The sequence below is a fragment of the Rhodococcus sp. IEGM 1406 genome (assembly GCF_030056745.1).
Taxonomy (GTDB): Bacteria; Actinomycetota; Actinomycetes; order Mycobacteriales; family Mycobacteriaceae; genus Rhodococcus_F; species Rhodococcus_F erythropolis.
The window spans coordinates 307,906-324,214 of record NZ_JASHKO010000002.1 but is presented as its reverse complement, the minus strand read 5'-3'; the positions used below and the strand labels follow the sequence as shown (position 1 = coordinate 324,214).

Sequence of the window (16,309 nt, the reverse complement as noted above, 5' to 3'; positions counted from 1 at the left end):
CCGCGGGGGGTGGGTTAGCAATTCGCGCCAGGCGTGAGTACGGTCGCTATCGCTGCTGGTTATCAGCGGAATAGACAAAATTTGCACACGACGAGACGGAGGAACCGTGGCCCTTCCCCAGTTGACTGATGAGCAGCGCGCTGCTGCTTTGGAGAAGGCAGCTGCTGCCCGCAAGGCCAGGGCTGAGCTCAAGGAGCGCCTGAAGCGTGGCGGCACCGACCTCAAGCAGGTCCTCAAGGACGCCGAAGACAACGAAATCTTGGGCAAGATGAAGGTTTCGGCACTGCTCGAGGCGCTGCCCAAGGTGGGCAAGGTCAAGGCTCAGGAGATCATGACCGAGCTGGAGATTGCACCGACCCGTCGCCTTCGTGGCCTCGGTGATCGGCAGCGCAAGGCTCTGCTCACCAAGTTTGACTTCGAGGCCTGAGCCGACAAGTGATGATTGCTGACGCGGCAGTGTCTGATGATTGCTGACGCAACAGTGTCAGAGAGCAAGACCGCAGTGCGGAGGGGTCGGCTGGTTGTACTGGCCGGCCCTTCGGCTGTCGGTAAGTCCAGCGTCGTTCGCGAGCTGAGAACTCGGTTGCCTGAACTCGTTTTCAGCGTTTCGGCGACCACTCGCGATCCCCGTCCCGGTGAAGTGGACGGCAAAGACTACCGATTCACCTCCCGTGAAGAATTTCAACGGATGATCGACTCCGGTGAACTTCTCGAATGGGCGGAAATCCACGGCGGTCTACAGCGCTCCGGCACCCCCGCAGCTCCGATCGAAGAAGCGCTCGAAGCTGGAAAGCCCGTACTCGTCGAGGTCGATCTCGCCGGAGCACGAGCTGTCCGCCAGGCGATGCCCGAAGCTCTGTTGGTGTTCATGGCTCCACCGAGCTGGGACGTTCTGGTGCAACGGCTGACCGGACGGGGAACCGAAACGGAAGACGTCGTGGCACGCCGACTCGAGACGGCCCGAGTGGAATTGGCCGCACAAGACGAGTTCGACACGGTCATCGTGAACGAGGATGTAAGCCGTGCTTGCGATGAGTTGGTATCCTTGTTGGTTGGGAACTGATTCCGCACCCTTCGGGAACCGATTTCCGCCCCGTTTCTCAGATATCCGGATCGATAAAACTAGTTCTTCAATGAAGATCTAATTCAGGAGACACAAGAGTGAGCAGCACTTCAGCCGCGTCCGCAGCAGGTCAGGGCGCTCTGCCTGCCTACGACACCCCGCTCGGCATCACCAACCCGCCGATCGACGAGTTGCTCGAACGCACCTCTTCCAAGTACGCCCTGGTCATCTACTCGGCCAAGCGTGCGCGCCAGATCAACGACTACTACAACCAGCTCGGTGACGGCATCCTCGAATACGTCGGACCTCTGGTCGAGCCCGGTCTGCAGGAAAAGCCGCTGTCCATCGCGTTGCGTGAAATCCACGCTGATCTCCTCGAGCACACCGAAGGCGAGTGAGCACCACGTCTGCCGCACCCGAACCTCGTTCGGGTGTCGGGGGAGTGTCCGACGCGCCCACATCGATACGTAAGCGCATTGTCGTCGGTGTCGGTGGGGGTATCGCCGCGTACAAAGCGTGCTCGATCATCCGCAGCTTCACCGAGAGCGGTCATCACGTCCGCGTGATTCCGACCGAATCCGCTCTGGAGTTCGTCGGCCGCGCCACGTTCGAAGCGCTCTCCGGCAACCCGGTTCACACCGGCGTCTTCAACGACATCCCGCAGGTTCCGCATGTCCGCCTCGGGCAGGAAGCCGATCTCGTTGTCATCGCGCCGGCAACCGCTGATCTGATGGCGCGAGCTGTCATGGGCCGCGCAGACGACCTGTTGACAGCCACCTTGTTGACCGCACGCTGTCCGGTCGTCTTCGCCCCCGCAATGCACACCGAGATGTGGGAGCACCCCGCAACGGTGTCCAACGTGGCGACACTGCGCTCGCGCGGCGTCCACGTGATCGAACCTGCCTCCGGGCGTTTGACCGGAAAAGACACCGGAGCCGGTCGACTTCCCGAACCCGACGAGATCGTCGGGTTGGCATCGTTGCTCCTCGAGCGCTCGGACGCGTTGCCGCGCGACCTGGAAGGTCGCCGCATTCTGGTCACCGCCGGCGGTACTCGCGAGCCGCTCGATCCGGTGCGCTTTCTCGGTAATCGCAGCTCCGGCAAACAGGGCTACGCGCTCGCCCGTCTGGCCGCACAACGCGGCGCTCACGTCACGCTGATCGCCGGTTACACGGCCGATCTTGCCGACCCCGCCGCTGTCGACGTCGTGCACATCAAGACGGCCGAAGATCTCCGGTTGGCAGTGGAGAAGCACGCACCGGGACACGACGGAGTCGTCATGGCTGCAGCTGTCGCGGACTTCCGCCCCACCACCGTCGAAGGCAGCAAGATCAAGAAGGGCGCAAACGAACCCGACTCGATCAGCCTCACCAGAAACGCCGACATCCTCGCCGGTCTCGTCGAAGCGCGTCGTGACGGCGATCTGGACGCTCGAACGGTGATCGTCGGATTCGCCGCAGAGACCGGTGACGCCCATGGTGACGTTCTCAGTTACGCCCGCTCCAAGCTTGCCCGCAAAGGTTGCGACCTCCTCGTGGTCAATGCGGTCGGCGAGGGCAAGGCGTTCGAGGTCGATCACAACGACGGTTGGCTGCTCGGTTCCGACGGCTCGGAGTCCGCGCTCGAGCACGGATCCAAGGCTTTGATGGCCAGTCGAGTACTCGACGCCCTGGTCAAGCTCTTCCCCGAGTAGCGACACGCGCCCGGTGGTGAGAGTTACCCCACGATAATCGGGTGAGCACAAGGGTGTTGCGCAGGCGGTCCAACCGTTATCGTCGGCTCAGCCCCCAGCTAACAAAGCATGACAAAACGGTCACCGAACGGTGATTCGGATACTTCAATAAGCTGTAGTCAAGAACTCAGTCGTCGAGAGGGAGATCTGTGAGCAAGTCCGGCAGTCGGCTATTCACCAGCGAGTCCGTCACCGAGGGGCATCCGGACAAGATCTGTGACGCGATCAGCGACTCGATCCTCGACGCGCTGCTCACCCAGGACCCGCGCGCCCGCGTGGCCGTCGAAACTCTGGTCACCACCGGCCAGGTTCACGTAGCCGGCGAGGTCACGACCACTGCGTACGCAGACATTCCGAAGATCGTGCGCGACACGGTCCTCGAGATCGGCTACGACAGCTCGGCAAAAGGCTTCGACGGTAACTCCTGCGGCGTCAACGTCGCGATCGGCGCGCAGTCGCCCGAGATCGCGCAGGGTGTCGATCACTCGCACGAGGCTCGCGTCGACGGAATCAGCGACGACGAGATCGACCGTCAGGGTGCGGGCGACCAGGGCCTGATGTTCGGCTACGCCACCACCGACACGCCGGAACTGATGCCGCTGCCCATCGCGTTGGCTCATCGTCTCTCTCGCCGGTTGACCGAGGTCCGTAAGTCCGGCGTGCTGCCGTACCTGCGCCCGGACGGCAAGACCCAGGTCACCATCGAGTACGACGGTGATAAGGCTGTCCGTCTCGACACCGTGGTCATCTCCACCCAGCATGCCGCTGACATCGACCTCGACAACCTGTTGACGCCCGATCTTCGCGAGAAGGTGCTTCACTCGGTGCTGACCGACGTCAACCTCACCGATCTCGACACCTCCGATGTTCGTCTGCTGGTGAACCCGACGGGCAAGTTCGTCCTCGGTGGCCCGATGGGTGACGCCGGTTTGACCGGCCGCAAGATCATCGTCGACACCTACGGCGGAATGGCTCGCCACGGCGGCGGCGCGTTCTCCGGCAAGGACCCGTCAAAGGTCGACCGAAGCGCTGCCTACGCCATGCGTTGGGTGGCCAAGAACGCTGTTGCCGCAGGTCTGGCCGACCGCATCGAGGTTCAGGTCGCCTACGCCATCGGCAAGGCAGCTCCGGTCGGACTCTTCGTCGAAACCTTCGGCACCGAGAAGACCGATCCGGCACGGATCCAGAAGGCGATCACCGAGATCTTCGACCTGCGTCCGGGAGCGATCATCCGCGACCTCGACCTGCTGCGTCCGATCTACGCGCAGACGGCGGCATACGGTCACTTCGGTCGCACCGACATCGACCTCCCGTGGGAGAGCACCGATCGCGCCGACAAGCTGCGTAGCGCAGCTGGTCTCTGATCACTGACGTACAGACGGGGCGCGGGTGGGCGCGGAAAGAGTAGCGGCAGAAGTCGATCCGGTCGCCCGGGTGCTGCCGATGCTCCCGCTCGCTCACCTCGACCGTGAATTCGACTACCTCGTTCCTCGTGAACTCGAAGCGGATGCGCAGCCCGGAGTCCGGGTGCGCATCCGCTTCGCTGGTCGTCTGGTGGACGGTTTCATCGTCTCGCGCGAGGCCACCAGTGACCATCAGGGGAAGTTCGGCTGGCTCGAACGCGTCATCTCGTCCGAGCGGGTCCTGACGGCCGAAATCGCGCAAGTCGTCGATCGTGTGGCGGAGCGTTATGCCGGAACCCGCGCCGATGTTCTCCGTTTGGCGGTACCGCCGCGCCACGCGAAGGTCGAGGCGGAACCGTGGGAGCCCGCCGAGCCGCCGTCCGCTCCTGAACCGATCGAAAATGGTTGGCATCTCTACAGATTCGGTGACGCCTTTCTGTCCGCGATTCGCGAGTCGAAAAGCCCGCGTGCGGTCTGGCAGGCGTTGCCTGGTGAAAACTGGCCACTGCGCCTGGCCGAACTGGCCGGGGCTGTAGCGGCAAGTGGTAAATCCGCGATCCTGGTTGTGCCCGATCAACGCGACCTGGACCGCGTCGTCGCCGCATGTACCGAACTCTCCGGAGCGGATGCAGTGGTGGGTCTGTCCGCAGGCCTGGGGCCGGCCATGCGATACCGAAGGTGGCTCGCTGCACTGCGCGGGACCGCCAGGATCGTCGTCGGCACGCGCAGTGCAGTTTTTGCGCCGACGCCCGAGACCGGTCTTGTCGTCGTCTGGGACGACGGCGACGACAACTTGTCCGAGCCGCGGTCGCCGTATCCACATGCCCGCGAAGTTGCCGTCCTGCGTGGCTACGTCGCCGGGTGCGCCGTCGTGATCGGTGGGTTCTCCCGTACGGCAGAATCGCAGGTACTCGTCGACTCGGGATGGGCGCACGATCTGGTCGCTACGCGGGACGTCGTTCGTGCCCACGCACCCAAGATCACCGCGCTTGCCGACAGCGATCAAGCCTTGGCCCGCGATCCGGGAGCCAGAGCGGCTCGTTTGCCCGCTATTGCATTCGCGGCCGCCCGGCGCGCTCTGGGTGAGGGCAACGGAGTCCTGGTGCAGGTGCCTCGGCGGGGGTACGTACCGACCCTGGCCTGCGGAAAGTGCCGTGCCCCGGCACGGTGCCGTCGGTGCAACGGCCCACTGGCTCTTCCCGCTGCGGCAGGTCCCGACGGCGCCGGGACACCGGCGTGCCGCTGGTGCGGGGTTGCCGATGCCGCCTACCGATGTCACGCGTGCGGGGCGAAAGCGTTGCGCGCGGTGGTGGTCGGTGCCGGCCGGACCGCCGAAGAACTCGGGCGGGCGTTTCCCGGTGTGAAAGTTGTTCTGTCCGGGGGCGGTGATGTGGTCAAGGAACTGCCACACGGGCCCGCGTTGGTGGTCTCGACAGTGGGTGCGGAGCCGGTGATGACCGGCGGCTACGGCGCCGCGCTCTTGCTCGACGGTTGGGCACTGCTCGGCCGGCCAGATCTTCGCGCCGCCGAGGAAACACTCAGACGCTGGATGTCGGCTGCTGCCATGGTGATTCCGCTGTCCGAAGGCGGTGAAGTTGTGGTTGTCGCAGACTCGGGTATCCCGACGGTGCAGGCGTTGGTCCGATGGGATCCGGTGGGGCACGCACAGTCTCAATTCGAGGAACGGGACGAGGTCGGCTTTCCTCCGGCCGTTCACATGGCTGCGATCGACGGTGGATCCGCAGCAATTGCGGAGTTGGTGGACTCAGCTGATCTGCCGGCAAGTGCTGTACTACTCGGACCAGTGGAATTGCCTGCGGGGGAGAGGCTTCCGTATTCCGGTGAGGACGAGAGCGGTGTCGCGCCGGAGCGAATGCTGGTCCGCGTTCCACGCAAGGACGGTCGCGGCCTTGCGGACGCTCTGGCACATGCGAGGGCCGCGCGCAGTGCGCGGAAGTCATCGGGTCCGGTCCGCATTCAGATCGACCCACGCCGCATCGGCTGATTTTCGAGTTCTCCAAGGCCTGGTTGTGTGCAGCGAAAATGTTGCGCAACCCGATATGGCGATATATCGTCGAACTATCAACGATAGTGATGGAGGTTCGACGATGGATGCAAGTTTCCCGAACGAGGGGATGTTCGGCCGACGCGGTTTCTTCGGCGGTTTCGGCCGTGAGCAACGGCCACCATTTGTGATGTGGGTGCCGACGGACGACGGCGCGCCGGGCGATGGTCCCGGCGATCGAGACGGTGGACGACGCGGTCGACCGCACGAGCGGCCGGGCTTCGGTGACATGCCACGCAGAGGCCATCGGCGGGGGCGTTTCGGTCCAGACGGCGGACCCGGCCCCGGCTTCGGTCCGGGCGCTCAGTTCGGTCGCGGGCGAGGACGTGGCGGACGAGGTCGTCGTGGAGATGTGCGCGCTGCGATTCTGTTGTTGATCGCGGAAGAGCCGATGCACGGCTACGAATTGATTCAGCAGATCGTCGAGCGCAGCGGCGGCGTCTGGAAGCCGAGTCCGGGTTCCATTTATCCCGCGCTGTCCCAACTCGAGGACGAGGGACTGGTCATCATCGAAAAGGTTGCCGGCCGCAAGACCGCCAAGCTGACCGAGGAAGGCGTCGCATACGTCGAGGAGCATCGCGCCGATCTCGGGGCACCGTGGGATGACGTTCGTCTCAGCGTAGGGGAGCCGGAGCAGGACCTTCGTGAACTGATCGGCCAGCTGATGGGCGCGGCCGGCCAAGTGGCTGCTGTAGGCACACCAGCGCAGGTCAAGGCCGCAGCCGACGTGCTTGTCGAGGCGCGCAAGTCGCTCTACCGAGTGCTTGCCGGTGATGACGCCGATGAAGGCGGCAATTGAGACGTCGGATACCTACTGTTCGGTAGGGTATGCGCCCCGAAGTTTCTGGTGTTACGGTCAGCTCCCTCGTAGGATCAGAGCAGGAGCAGGAACAATGGCTGGCGTCAAACGGTCTGTGGGACTGACATTTTCGGTAGCAGTGGCGCTGCTGATCGGAGCACCGCCGGCGATATCGGCTGCCGCACCGACGCTCCCGTCTGCGAGTGCCGACGCGATGGACGTTCCTCTCGACATCGGTCCGGGTCAGGCGACTCGTTCCGTTGCCACGGCATATGCGCATGCTCATCCAGGATCCGCACCTGCCGGGTCGAACGATTTCGCCTGTGAGCCTTCCGCCACGCATCCCCGACCGGTTGTACTCGCCCACGGAACCGACACCGAGGCGTACGCGGATTGGGCGGCCCTGTCGCCGGCACTGGCAGCTGACGGCTATTGCGTCTTCGCCCTCAATTACGGCGGTGCGATCGAAGAAGAAGACGGGGACGTCGCACACGAGACTTACGGCGTCGGCGACATAGTCGGTAGTGCCACCGCGTTCGGTTCTTTCGTCGATCAGGTGCTGACCGCGACCGGAGCGGACAAGGTCGACGTGATCGGCTACTCCCAAGGCGCGACGGTGACGCGGTACTACGTCAACAAAATGGGCGGCGACGCCTACGTCGATCATTGGGTCGGTTTGGCTTCGCCGACCTACGGCGGGGTGATGTTCGGGTTGGTTCCCATCGTCCGTGCGATCCCCGGCGGAGAAGACTTTGTCGAAGATGTCTTTTCGCGAGCTGTCCGCGAGCAGATGCAGGGGTCGGATACGTTGAACGCCCTCAACGACGGCGGTGACACCGTACCCGGAGTGCGCTACACGACTATCGGGTCCACTGTCGACGAGATGATCCAGCCGTCCTCGAACATCGCGCTCCGCGACGCCGGTGCAGAAAACATCGTCCTCCAGGATCTGTGCCCGTCGAACCTGACCGGCCACTTCCGCATGCCGTACGACCCCTACGTGATCGACGTCATCCGGACGGTCCTCGACCCCGATGCCGAGCGGCACGCTTCGTGCAGCGCGGTGCCGCTCGGCACGGATATTCCGCAAGTGGTCATCGACGCAAATTCGTGAGCTGCAAATTCGTGAGCTGCTAACTCGTGAGCACCGAGACCACGTGGGTCGGGATGTTTACTCGGCGAGCTTGGCAGTGGCCTGCGCCCACAGGAAGAACTTGTTCGTTCCGAGGTCGCGGACGGTCTTGATGTTGAACGCTGCCTTCAAATGTTCTGCGTCCGAATCGCTTACGCCGTTGAGTGCCGCGACCGGGGCGTCCGCCAATTCTTCGACGGACTTTCCTGCGTAGGCCTTGTCGAACTTACTGTCGATGCCTGCCATCTAAGTTCCTCCGTGTGATCGGTGTATCCCGTATCAGCCTCCGCCGAGTGGCGACGACAGAGACAGTCAATACCGAGGACCGGTGAATCTGCAGGGTTCTGATCAAAGAAATTGCTGAGAAAGTGGTTCGGTGTGGCGCGAGGTAGGTCGTAGCTCCCGCAGTCCTTAGACTGACAGTTCCACCCACCGACACATCCGGGAGCATTTTCGTGAGTTGCAGTCCACCGCGTTCGACAGGCCGATCGGCTGATCAGAGTCCGAAGAGCCCAACGAAACGGGAGAGCTGACATGCGCGTCGTGTTCGCCGGAACGCCCGAACCCGCGGTTCCTTCACTGCGGCGTCTCATCGAGTCCGCCAACCACGAAGTGGTAGCCGTCGTCACGCGTCCGGACGCTGTGGCGGGCCGCGGTCGCAAAGTCACCCGCTCGCCGATCGGTCTGCTTGCCGACGAGCACGGCATCCCGGTCCTGACCCCGGTCAAGGCGTCCGATCCCGATTTCGCAGCCGAACTCGCCCGCCTCGAACCGGACTGCGCACCCGTCGTCGCCTACGGAAACCTGTTGCCGCAGAACGTCCTCGACATTCCGAAACACGGTTGGGTCAATCTGCATTTCTCGCTGCTTCCGGCGTGGCGCGGCGCCGCGCCGGTGCAGGCCGCGATCAGTGCCGGTGACGAGGTGACGGGCGCCAGTGCGTTCCGTTTGGAAGCCGGCATGGATACCGGCCCCGTGTACGGAGTGATGACCGAGCGGATTCGCGACACCGATACGGCAGGCGACCTGCTCGGGCGTCTGGCGGAAAACGGCGCTGCCCTGCTCGAATCGGTACTCGACGGCCTGGAGGCCGGAGAGATCAACGCGGTTCCGCAGTCTGCCGACGGCGTCTCGTACGCCCCCAAGGTGACTGTGGACGCGGCCCGCGTGCGGTGGGAATTGCCCGCTCGCACGGTGGACCGGCACATCCGAGCAGTCACACCCGCACCCGGGGCCTGGACGATGATCGGTGATCTTCGAGTCAAGGTCGGCCCGGTCACCGTTACGGACGAGACCCTGGCAGTCGGTGAGATCTCGGTACGCAAGGATGGTCTGTACATCGGTACCGCGACCACCGCGGTACGACTCGGGCAGATTCAGCCCCCGGGCAAGAAATTGATGTCGGCAGGGGACTGGGCACGCGGTGCCCGACTCGACGCGGAGGTACGAGCACAGTGACCGAATCACGACGACCGGCACGGCGGACACAGGGTCCCGGAGCCAAGAATGCAACCGGTGGCAAGAACACCAAGCCGAAGCAGGCCAAGCGGCCGGATCCGGCAACCGCCGGGCTCGATCAGCCGCGCCTGGCTGCGCGCGACGTCCTGCGCGCGGTCCGTGAACGTGACGCATACGCGAACCTGGTTCTGCCCGGGCTCCTGCGTGACCGCAAACTCGACGCACGCGATGCGGCGCTGGCGACCGAACTCGCGTACGGCGCGGCACGTGCTCAGGGCCTCCTGGATGCGGTGATCGCGCATGCGGCGGGTCGGCCGATCGAAGAGATCGACGGAACCCTGCTCGATGTACTCCGACTCGGCTCGTACCAACTACTGCGTACTCGTGTCGCACCGCACGCTGCTGTTGCCACCTCGGTCGACCTCGTTCGCGCCGAAAACGGCCAGGGCCGAGCAGGATTCGTCAACGCGGTCCTGCGCCGTGTTTCCGAACGCACCCAGGACGAGTGGGTCGAGCTGCTAGCCCCGAAGGACCCGGTCGGCCGACTCGCCTTCGAGCACGCGCATCCCCTGTGGATCGCGCAGGTATTTGCCGACTCGCTCGGCGCTGCAGCCGGAGAGCTCGAAGACGTCCTGATCGCCGACGACGCCCGCCCCGCCGTGCACCTCGTCGCCCGCCCCGGTGAGATCTCCGCCGAGGAGCTCGCACTGGTGACCGGCGGCGAGATCGGGCCGTACTCGCCGTACGCCGTGCATCTCGACGGCGGTGACCCCGGACAACTCGAGGCGGTCCGCCAAGGCCTGGCAGGAGTGCAGGACGAGGGCAGTCAGCTGGTTGCCCGCGCCCTCAGCATTGCTCCTCTCGAAGGTGAAGACTCCGGACGCTGGCTCGATCTCTGCGCAGGTCCAGGAGGAAAAGCGGCACTTCTCGGTGCTCTTGCCGGCATCGAAGGTGGTCGACTCGACGCCGTCGAGCCGGTCGAACACCGTGCCGAGTTGATTCGCAAGACCACTCGCGAGCTTCCCGTGGACGTACACGTGGCGGACGGCCGCGAATCCGGGCTCGAACCCGGATACGACCGCATCCTCGTCGACGCTCCCTGCACCGGGTTGGGTGCGCTGCGTCGGCGCCCGGAGGCACGTTGGCGTCGCCAGCCGTCCGATGTGGCTCCGCTCGTGAAGTTGCAGCGTGAATTGCTTGCTGCCGCAATCGAACTGGTTCGCCCCGGCGGAGTGGTGCTGTACTCCACGTGCTCGCCGCACTTGTCGGAAACGCTGGCAGTGGTCGCCGATGCGGTGCGGCGTCATGGCGTCGTGGAACTCGACACCAAGGAATTGGTGCCAGGTGTCCCGGACGTCGGAGACGGATCGTCGGTTCAGTTGTGGCCGCATCGACACGGCACGGACGCTATGTTCATGGCCGCTTTGCGCAAGCCGCTGGCCTGATCGGATGACTTCTGGGCATCGGTAGTCGTATGGTGCCTACATGGTTACGTGGGAACAGGTTGTAGTACTGGGTTCGGCTCTTCCCTCCGTGGAAGAGTCGACCTCGTACAACACCCCGGCACTCAAGGTGGCAGGTAAAACTTTTGCGCGGCTCCGCACCGAAGCGGAGGGCGCTTTGGTCGTGATGTGCGGTCTGGACGAGAAGGAGGCGCTACTCGCCAGTGGCGAGGCGGCTTTCTTCACCACAGATCACTATCACGGGCACGGATCGATCCTCGTGCACCTCGAACTGATCGACGAGGTGCAGTTGGGCGAGATGCTCGAAGATGCGTGGCGGATCAAGGCGCCCGCCAAGGTGCGAAAGCTCCGCACCGTCGTCAAGAACTGATCGGATTTCACCGGCTCCGATGTGCATGCACGGTCGGCGATGAGTCACAGCTAAACTCGGCGGCGTGGCTTCCCCGATGATTGCACCGTCCATTTTGTCCGCAGATTTTGCTCGACTCGCCGATGAAGCGACTGCCGTGTCCGGCTCCGACTGGCTTCACGTCGACGTGATGGACGCGCATTTTGTTCCCAATCTCACGCTGGGTCTGCCGGTGGTCGAGAGTCTGCTGAAGGCGACGGACATTCCTCTCGACTGCCATCTCATGATCGAGAATCCGGAGCGCTGGGCGCCGCCGTACGCCGAGGCCGGTGCGTACAACGTCACGTTCCACGCCGAGGCCACCGACGACCCGCGTTCGGTTGCCCGCGATATTCGTGCAGCTGGTGCCAAGGCAGGGCTGAGCATCAAGCCTGGAACCCCGATCGACGACTACCTGGAAATCCTCAAGGACTTCGACACCCTCTTGATCATGAGCGTCGAACCCGGATTCGGTGGTCAGTCGTTCATGCCTCAGGTGCTCGACAAGGCACGCGCAGTTCGCAAGCTCGTCGACTCGGGTGAGCTGACGCTCCTCGTCGAAATCGACGGCGGCATCAACGCTTCCACGATCGAGCAGGCCGCTGAAGCAGGGATCGACTGCTTCGTCGCCGGTTCGGCGGTGTACGGAGCGAGTGATCCCGGTGAGGCGGTGCGCAAGCTCCGCGCGCAGGCCGCCTCGGCGTCGCCGCACCTGACGCTGTCGGTCTGAGCCGCTCGATGGCAAAGGGTGGACAGGCGTCGACGGCTGATCTTGACGCCGCGATGCAGATCGCGCTGGCCGCAGCGGATTCTGCGCGCGGATTCACCAGCCCCAACCCGCCGGTCGGCGCTGTTATCCTCGCCGCCGACGGCACCATCGCTGGCGTCGGTATGACGCAACCGCCCGGTGGACCGCACGCGGAGGTCGTGGCTCTCGACGAGGCCGGCGATGCAGCGCGTGGCGGTACGGCCGTGGTGACACTGGAACCGTGCAATCACCAGGGGCGAACCGGGCCCTGCTCGCAGGCATTGATCGATGCCGGAGTCTCGGCGGTCGTCTACGCAGTCGGTGATCCCAATCCCGAGGCTTCCGGCGGCGCAGCGACGCTCATGCGCGCTGGAATCAGCGTCACGGCCGGACTCCGGGCACCCGAGGTGGAAGCTGGTCCACTGCGAGCCTGGCTGCACAAACAGCGCACCGGTCGCCCGCACATCACGTGGAAGTACGCGGCCAGTCTGGACGGACGCAGCGCTGCCGAGGACGGAACGAGTCAGTGGATCACCGGTCCGCAGGCGAGGGCGCGCGTGCATGCTCAGCGGGCGCAGATCGATGCGATCGTGGTCGGCACCGGCACCGTGTTCGCCGATGATCCGTGGCTGACGGCGCGTCAGCCCACCGGTGAGCTCGCGGCGCATCAGCCCGTACGCGTCGTCGTCGGAAAGCGTGAAATACCTTCGACGGCAAGCGTTCTCGATGACACCGCACCGACTTTGGTGCTCAACACCGACAACATCGACGAAGTAGTCGAGGCGTTGGGGGAGTACACAGACGTACTGCTCGAGGGTGGGCCCCGTCTGGCCGGAGCATTCCTCGCCGCCGGATATGTCGACGTCATCGAGGCGTACATCGCTCCGATACTGCTCGGCGCGGGCGCTTCCGCGCTCGTCGATGCCGGAGTGCACACCATCACCGACGCTCACCGATTCCGTTTGGAGTCCGCGGTAACGATCGGCCCCGATATTTTGTTGAGTCTGGTTCCGGAGAGTTCTGCTCCGGGGAACGAGGAGTAGGGCGCGTGTTCACAGGAATTGTGGAAGAACTCGGCGAAATTGTCGCCAAGGAAGAACTGGTCGATGCTGCACGCTTCACGGTGCGCGGGCCACTGGTCACCTCCGACGCCGGTCACGGCGATTCGATCGCGGTCAACGGCGTGTGCCTGACGGTCGTCGATGTGCTTGCCGACGGTTCGTTCACCGCAGACGTCATGCAGGAAACGCTGAACCGCTCGAGCCTGGCGAAGTTGGATGTCGGCTCTCGCGTCAACCTCGAGCGCGCCGCGGCGCTGAACAGTCGACTCGGCGGCCACCTGGTTCAAGGGCACGTCGACGGAACTGGCCACGTCATTTCCCGCTCGCCTTCCGAGAACTGGGAGGTAGTGCGGATCGCACTGCCGGACTCCATTTCCCGATACGTGGTGGAGAAGGGTTCAATTACTGTCGACGGAGTCTCGCTGACGGTCTCCGCGCTGGGTGGCGACCGCGGGTTCGAGTACTTCGAGATCTCGCTGATCCCGACAACGCTCGAGTTGACGACGCTCGGAACCGCTGTGGTCGGTACGCCGGTCAACCTCGAGGTGGACGTGATCGCCAAGTACGTCGAGCGGCTTCACTCTGCCGGTCGGTAGGACCAGGCTGATCGGACCCGTCCGATTGGTCGTAGGGTTGTCAGTGCATCCGTCGGATGCACTTGTTGTATTCGATGATGTTAAAAGTCAAGACTTTGGAGTGCGAGCACGTGACCAGGTTCGACAGTATCGAGCGCGCAGTAGCAGATATCGCTGCAGGTAAAGCTGTTGTCGTCGTGGACGACGAGGATCGCGAGAACGAGGGCGACCTCATCTTCGCCGCCGAGAAAGCCACCCCGGAACTGGTGGCGTTCATGGTCAGGTACACCTCCGGCTACCTGTGCGTGCCGCTCGACGGTGACGATTGCGATCGGCTGGGCCTGCCCCCGATGTACGCCACCAACCAGGACAAGCACGGCACCGCCTACACCGTGACCGTCGACGCCCGCGAAGGAATCGGTACCGGCATCTCGGCATCGGACCGCGCTGCGACGATGCGTCTGCTCGCAAACCCCGAATCCGGTGCCAACGATTTCACTCGTCCCGGCCACGTCGTTCCGCTCCGCGCGAAGGAAGGCGGAGTGCTGCGTCGTCCGGGCCACACGGAAGCTGCAGTCGACCTCGCCCGCATGGCGGACCTGCGTCCCGCCGGCGTCATCTGCGAAATCGTCAGCCAGAAGGACGAAGGCGCGATGGCTCAGACCGACGAGTTGCGAGTCTTCGCCGACGAACACAACCTTGCTCTGATCTCGATCGCGGACCTCATCGCATGGCGTCGCAAGCACGAGAAGCACGTACTGCGCATCGCCGAGGCCCGCATCCCCACCCGCCACGGTGAGTTCACCGCTGTCGGCTACACCAGCATCTACGACGAGGTCGAGCACGTTGCGCTGGTGCGCGGCGACATCGCAGGCCCCGACGGAGACGGTAGCGACGTACTCGTCCGCGTTCACTCCGAGTGCCTCACCGGCGACGTCTTCGGTTCGCTGCGGTGCGATTGCGGCCCACAGCTCGACGCCGCACTGGACATGGTCGCCCAGGAAGGCCGCGGCGTTGTCCTGTACATGCGCGGACACGAGGGTCGTGGCATCGGCCTCATGCACAAGCTGCAGGCCTACCAGCTCCAGGACGCCGGTTCCGACACAGTCGACGCCAATCTCGAACTCGGGCTACCGGCGGACGCCCGCGACTACGGCATCGGTGCGCAGATCCTCGTCGATCTGGGGATCTCGTCGATGCGTCTGCTGACCAACAACCCGGCCAAGCGTGTGGGTCTGGACGGCTACGGCCTGCAGATCACCGATCGCGTTCCGATGCCGCTGCGCGCGAATGCGGAGAACCTCACCTACCTGCGCACCAAGCGAGATCGGATGGGTCACGATCTGATCGGACTGGACGAGTACGAGGCGAACCAGAACACCGCACAGCCGGGAACCGCACTGTGAGCGGCGAAGGTCAGCCGCAGCTCGCGATCGCCGAGGCCAAGGATCTGAAGCTGGCGATCGTTGCCGGGCAGTGGCACGCGACGATCTCCGAGGCTCTGATCGCCGGCGCGCAGCGCGTCGCGCAGGAGGCACAGATCAAGGACGTGACACTGGTCCGTGTCGCCGGTGCGATCGAACTGCCGGTCGTTGCGCAGGCATTGGCGCGCACGCACGACGCCGTCGTCGCACTCGGTGTTGTCATCCGCGGCGGCACGCCGCACTTCGAGTACGTGTGCGACGCGGTCACCGCGGGCCTTACACGCGTCTCACTCGACGAAAGCACTCCCGTGGGGAACGGTGTCCTGACCACCGACACCGAGCAGCAGGCTCTTGACCGTTCGGGGCTGCCGGGTAGCGTCGAGGACAAGGGCGCACAGGCCTGCGCCGCCGCACTGGACACCGCAGTGACCCTGCGCCATCTCCGAGCACCATGGACCGAGGATTCGTTTCGATGAGTACACCCGGCGACAACGAGAACTGGGAACTGATTGCGTCACCGCGTAAGTCGACGCGATACGCGATCGGAGTTGCTGTCCTCCTGGTGATCGTTCACGTCACACTTGCACTCCTGCTCCGCCAGGGGTCCACCGGCGTGTACTTCCGAGCCGCGGACCAACTTGCGATGGCAGGCATCGGCACCATTCTGGCTCTCGGTGTACTGATGTTGACGCGGCCCCGGGTCAAGGTGGGCAAGCAGGGAATCGCCGTACGAAACATCTTGGGCGAGAAGATCGTCGACTGGGATCTGTTCGAGGGACTCTCGTTCCCCGACGGCGCCGCCTGGGCACGCATCGAATTGCCCGACGACGAGTACATGGCAGTGATGGCGATCCAGTCCAACGACCGTGAGTACGCCGTCGACACGGTCGGCAAGTTCCGCGAACTGGCCGACCGCTACGCACCGGTCGCGCACAAGAGCAACTGACGTCTTCCGACCGGTTCGGTGCCCGCATCCTGCGCGTTTCCGAGTCGGTCGG

Annotated in this window: 18 protein-coding genes; 17 read left to right on the top strand and 1 reads right to left on the bottom strand. The window is 64.3% G+C overall.

The window, feature by feature from the left end:
* Positions 1 to 106: 106 nt before the first annotated feature.
* The 8 genes from mihF (at position 107) to QM596_RS10750 (ending at position 8,176) form a co-directional block, all read left to right on the top strand.
* Positions 107 to 427: an integration host factor, actinobacterial type gene (gene mihF / locus QM596_RS10785; RefSeq protein ID WP_003944825.1), complete on the top strand. Its 321-nt coding sequence runs from the start codon at positions 107 to 109 to the stop codon at positions 425 to 427.
* A 36-nt stretch (positions 428 to 463) separates the two neighbouring features.
* Positions 464 to 1,063, top strand: a complete 600-nt coding sequence (gene gmk / locus QM596_RS10780; protein ID WP_029255329.1) for a guanylate kinase — start codon at positions 464 to 466, stop codon at positions 1,061 to 1,063.
* A 98-nt stretch (positions 1,064 to 1,161) separates the two neighbouring features.
* Positions 1,162 to 1,461, top strand: coding sequence for a DNA-directed RNA polymerase subunit omega (gene rpoZ / locus QM596_RS10775; protein ID WP_003944996.1), 300 nt, complete (start codon positions 1,162 to 1,164; stop codon positions 1,459 to 1,461).
* Entirely contained in the window at positions 1,458 to 2,756 is a 1,299-nt protein-coding gene (gene coaBC, locus QM596_RS10770) for a bifunctional phosphopantothenoylcysteine decarboxylase/phosphopantothenate--cysteine ligase CoaBC (protein WP_435804272.1), read from the top strand. Before rpoZ ends, coaBC begins: the two co-directional genes overlap by 4 nt.
* A 188-nt stretch (positions 2,757 to 2,944) precedes the next feature.
* A complete protein-coding gene (gene metK / locus QM596_RS10765) occupies positions 2,945 to 4,159 on the top strand; it encodes a methionine adenosyltransferase (RefSeq protein WP_003944827.1) in 1,215 nt (404 codons plus the stop codon).
* Between the two features lie 25 nt (positions 4,160 to 4,184).
* Positions 4,185 to 6,203 carry a primosomal protein N' gene (locus QM596_RS10760; protein WP_019748377.1) on the top strand — a complete coding sequence of 673 codons (2,019 nt, stop codon included), beginning with the start codon at positions 4,185 to 4,187 and terminating at the stop codon, positions 6,201 to 6,203.
* 190 nt (positions 6,204 to 6,393) lie between these two features.
* Positions 6,394 to 7,062, top strand: a complete 669-nt coding sequence (locus QM596_RS10755; RefSeq protein WP_370627685.1) for a PadR family transcriptional regulator — start codon at positions 6,394 to 6,396, stop codon at positions 7,060 to 7,062.
* 94 nt (positions 7,063 to 7,156) lie between these two features.
* Positions 7,157 to 8,176, top strand: a complete 1,020-nt coding sequence (locus tag QM596_RS10750; protein WP_133728044.1) for an esterase/lipase family protein — start codon at positions 7,157 to 7,159, stop codon at positions 8,174 to 8,176.
* A gap of 57 nt (positions 8,177 to 8,233) precedes the next feature.
* Here QM596_RS10750 and QM596_RS10745 read toward each other — a convergent pair whose 3' ends face one another.
* A complete protein-coding gene (locus QM596_RS10745; protein ID WP_003944900.1) occupies positions 8,234 to 8,440 on the bottom strand; it encodes a hypothetical protein in 207 nt (68 codons plus the stop codon).
* Between the two features lie 288 nt (positions 8,441 to 8,728).
* On the opposite strand from QM596_RS10745, the gene fmt reads away from it, so the two are divergent.
* The 9 genes from fmt to QM596_RS10700 all read left to right on the top strand — a co-directional run bounded on the left by fmt (position 8,729) and on the right by QM596_RS10700 (position 16,257).
* A complete protein-coding gene (gene fmt, locus QM596_RS10740; RefSeq protein ID WP_019748381.1) occupies positions 8,729 to 9,652 on the top strand; it encodes a methionyl-tRNA formyltransferase in 924 nt (307 codons plus the stop codon).
* Positions 9,649 to 11,097 carry an RsmB/NOP family class I SAM-dependent RNA methyltransferase gene (locus tag QM596_RS10735; protein WP_019748382.1) on the top strand — a complete coding sequence of 483 codons (1,449 nt, stop codon included), beginning with the start codon at positions 9,649 to 9,651 and terminating at the stop codon, positions 11,095 to 11,097. Before fmt ends, QM596_RS10735 begins: the two co-directional genes overlap by 4 nt.
* A 40-nt stretch (positions 11,098 to 11,137) precedes the next feature.
* Complete coding sequence (locus QM596_RS10730; protein ID WP_019748383.1) at positions 11,138 to 11,485, top strand: MmcQ/YjbR family DNA-binding protein; 348 nt, start codon at positions 11,138 to 11,140, stop codon at positions 11,483 to 11,485.
* Positions 11,486 to 11,549: 64 nt separating this feature from the next.
* Positions 11,550 to 12,233, top strand: a complete 684-nt coding sequence (rpe, locus tag QM596_RS10725; protein WP_019748384.1) for a ribulose-phosphate 3-epimerase — start codon at positions 11,550 to 11,552, stop codon at positions 12,231 to 12,233.
* 8 nt (positions 12,234 to 12,241) lie between these two features.
* Positions 12,242 to 13,294 (top strand): bifunctional diaminohydroxyphosphoribosylaminopyrimidine deaminase/5-amino-6-(5-phosphoribosylamino)uracil reductase RibD, encoded by a 1,053-nt coding sequence (ribD, locus tag QM596_RS10720; protein WP_019748385.1) that lies wholly within the window; start codon positions 12,242 to 12,244, stop codon positions 13,292 to 13,294.
* Positions 13,295 to 13,299: 5 nt separating this feature from the next.
* Complete coding sequence (locus QM596_RS10715) at positions 13,300 to 13,908, top strand: riboflavin synthase (protein WP_003944892.1); 609 nt, start codon at positions 13,300 to 13,302, stop codon at positions 13,906 to 13,908.
* A gap of 110 nt (positions 13,909 to 14,018) precedes the next feature.
* A complete protein-coding gene (locus QM596_RS10710) occupies positions 14,019 to 15,293 on the top strand; it encodes a bifunctional 3,4-dihydroxy-2-butanone-4-phosphate synthase/GTP cyclohydrolase II (protein ID WP_003944833.1) in 1,275 nt (424 codons plus the stop codon).
* Positions 15,290 to 15,787: a 6,7-dimethyl-8-ribityllumazine synthase gene (ribH, locus tag QM596_RS10705; RefSeq protein ID WP_003944999.1), complete on the top strand. Its 498-nt coding sequence runs from the start codon at positions 15,290 to 15,292 to the stop codon at positions 15,785 to 15,787. Before QM596_RS10710 ends, ribH begins: the two co-directional genes overlap by 4 nt.
* Complete coding sequence (locus QM596_RS10700; protein WP_007727982.1) at positions 15,784 to 16,257, top strand: PH domain-containing protein; 474 nt, start codon at positions 15,784 to 15,786, stop codon at positions 16,255 to 16,257. Before ribH ends, QM596_RS10700 begins: the two co-directional genes overlap by 4 nt.
* The last annotated feature ends 52 nt before the right edge of the window (positions 16,258 to 16,309 follow it).

Excerpts from the sequence above, each read along its gene's own strand:
- gmk (WP_029255329.1), top strand. The coding sequence starts at position 464 with ATGATTGCTGACGCAACAGTGTCAGAGAGCAAGACCGCAGTGCGGAGG.
- QM596_RS10755 (WP_370627685.1), top strand. The coding sequence starts at position 6,394 with ATGTGGGTGCCGACGGACGACGGCGCGCCGGGCGATGGTCCCGGCGAT.
- QM596_RS10750 (WP_133728044.1), top strand. The coding sequence starts at position 7,157 with ATGGCTGGCGTCAAACGGTCTGTGGGACTGACATTTTCGGTAGCAGTG.
- QM596_RS10745 (WP_003944900.1), bottom strand. The coding sequence starts at position 8,440 with ATGGCAGGCATCGACAGTAAGTTCGACAAGGCCTACGCAGGAAAGTCC.
- fmt (WP_019748381.1), top strand. The coding sequence starts at position 8,729 with ATGCGCGTCGTGTTCGCCGGAACGCCCGAACCCGCGGTTCCTTCACTG.
- QM596_RS10730 (WP_019748383.1), top strand. The coding sequence starts at position 11,138 with ATGGTTACGTGGGAACAGGTTGTAGTACTGGGTTCGGCTCTTCCCTCC.
- ribD (WP_019748385.1), top strand. The coding sequence starts at position 12,242 with ATGGCAAAGGGTGGACAGGCGTCGACGGCTGATCTTGACGCCGCGATG.
- QM596_RS10700 (WP_007727982.1), top strand. The coding sequence starts at position 15,784 with ATGAGTACACCCGGCGACAACGAGAACTGGGAACTGATTGCGTCACCG.